2 protein-coding genes and 2 pseudogenes are annotated in these 1,468 nt (G+C 60.4%); 2 read left to right on the forward strand and 2 right to left on the reverse strand.

Annotation, left to right across the window (positions count from 1 at the left end; genetic code table 11):
* Both VSX56_RS20535 and VSX56_RS20540 read left to right on the forward strand, forming a co-directional pair.
* A partial coding sequence (locus tag VSX56_RS20535) for a transposase (protein WP_350938335.1) occupies positions 1 to 334 on the forward strand: 334 nt, incomplete at its 5' end.
* Between the two features lie 123 nt (positions 335 to 457).
* A pseudogene (locus VSX56_RS20540) lies at positions 458 to 915 on the forward strand (LysR substrate-binding domain-containing protein).
* Positions 916 to 1,046: 131 nt separating this feature from the next.
* Here VSX56_RS20540 and VSX56_RS20545 read toward each other — a convergent pair.
* Together VSX56_RS20545 and VSX56_RS20550 are read right to left on the reverse strand one after the other, a co-directional pair.
* The gene (locus VSX56_RS20545; protein WP_350939374.1) at positions 1,047 to 1,295 is read right to left on the reverse strand and encodes a 6,7-dimethyl-8-ribityllumazine synthase; all 249 of its coding nucleotides are present in this window, start codon (positions 1,293 to 1,295) and stop codon (positions 1,047 to 1,049) included.
* Between the two features lie 64 nt (positions 1,296 to 1,359).
* Positions 1,360 to 1,468, reverse strand: a pseudogene (locus VSX56_RS20550) (IS5/IS1182 family transposase); the annotation flags it as partial.

Below are 1,468 nucleotides of genomic sequence, written 5' to 3' on the forward strand. Positions count from 1 at the left end.
CGCTGATCAGATGCGTCCGAAACTGCCAAAGCTGGCGACCCTCATGGACGGCGCCGAGGAGGATGTGCTGGCCTACATGACCTTTCCCCAGCAGCATCGAACGAAGCTACACAGCACAAATCCGATTGAGCGCCTAAACGGCGAGATCAAGCGCCGTACGGACGTGGTCGGGATCTTTCCTAATGAGGCTTCGATCCGCCGCCTCGTTGGGGCCATCCTGATGGAGCAGACCGAGGAATGGACCGTCCAGCGCGGTCGATACATGACACTGGAAACGCTGGCGCCAATCTGCGATGATGTCGTGGTCAGCTTGCCTGCAGCGCAGCGCGACTGATCAGCTCGGCCCGCCAGTCAGCACGAGGCCCGCTATGAGCTACACCATCAGGTGGGACACGATCCCAATCTTCTGGTCAGCGCCACCGAGATACTGCAGCGTGCCAAGTTGGACGCGGTGTCTATGGGATTTGTGCCTTCAGCCGGGGGCGGGTTCGTACCCGATATCGCCGAGGCGCTCACCCGCGAGATGCCGGATGTGCGGTTCCGGCCAGTCGAAATGAAGAGTTACGAAATCGTCGAGGTGCTGGTCATCGGCCAACTCGATCTGGGGCTCACACGCAGCCCCGGCCGTCGCGGCGAGGTGAATACGCAACTCGCGGCAGCGAGCCCCTTATCCTCGCCCTGCCTGCGGGAGACCGCCTTCTGGCGCGTGACAAGGTCACGCTGTTCGATCTGGATGGCACCGATTTCATCGCCGATTCCTCCGAGCGCAGCGGCGCCCTCCGCAAGATACAGGATGCGCTCTTTGCCAATGAAGGGGTCGGCCCGAGGACCCGGTTCGAGCTGAGCCAGTCCCATTCGATCCTGCTCGAAAAGGTGGTCGGGGTTATGATGCGGGCCCTGACCTGCCAGAATTGAGCCCGCCTAGCGAATCCACGGTGCTCCCCCTCTCCCTATCGGGGATGCCCCGCATTTTCTGGGAAGGTGGATTATGATATCGGAATCACCGTAGGTTCCGCCTGAGCATGTCGGACCTGTGACAGGCGCATTCAGAGGGCTTCGGTAGCATGATGCTCCGGCAACTGATATCGTAGAGGCGTTCCGTTGAGCGCCGCGATCTTACGATGAGCGTCTACAGCACCCAGAGCCGCCTCGGCCGCCTCGCGCCCCTTAAGCGTGAAATGATCCTTGAAAAACGCGATCAGCGCCGGGGTTTCTTGGAAATTATGCGGGGTCAGCGACACCGAGAGCACAGGTGTGTCCGTATCGAACCCGACTTTCATCAGCCCTTCGACCATAGTTTCCGACGGCCTTGTTGCGCTAATCGGACGCAAGGATGATTTTCCCCTTCCCCTGTCGGCCTTATTGCACAGCTTCGATCTCGGCCCGTCCAAGGGCCGAGCAGCGATTCATGATAGCGATACGGATTTGGATTTCTGCGGTCTGGCGGTCGGGGTCTCGCGACATGATC

This window comes from Thioclava kandeliae (genome assembly GCF_040297545.1).
Lineage (GTDB): Bacteria > Pseudomonadota > Alphaproteobacteria > Rhodobacterales > Rhodobacteraceae > Thioclava > Thioclava kandeliae.

Coding starts and splice junctions, on each gene's coding strand:
- VSX56_RS20545 (WP_350939374.1), bottom strand. CDS start 1,295: ATGGTCGAAGGGCTGATGAAAGTCGGGTTCGATACGGACACACCTGTG.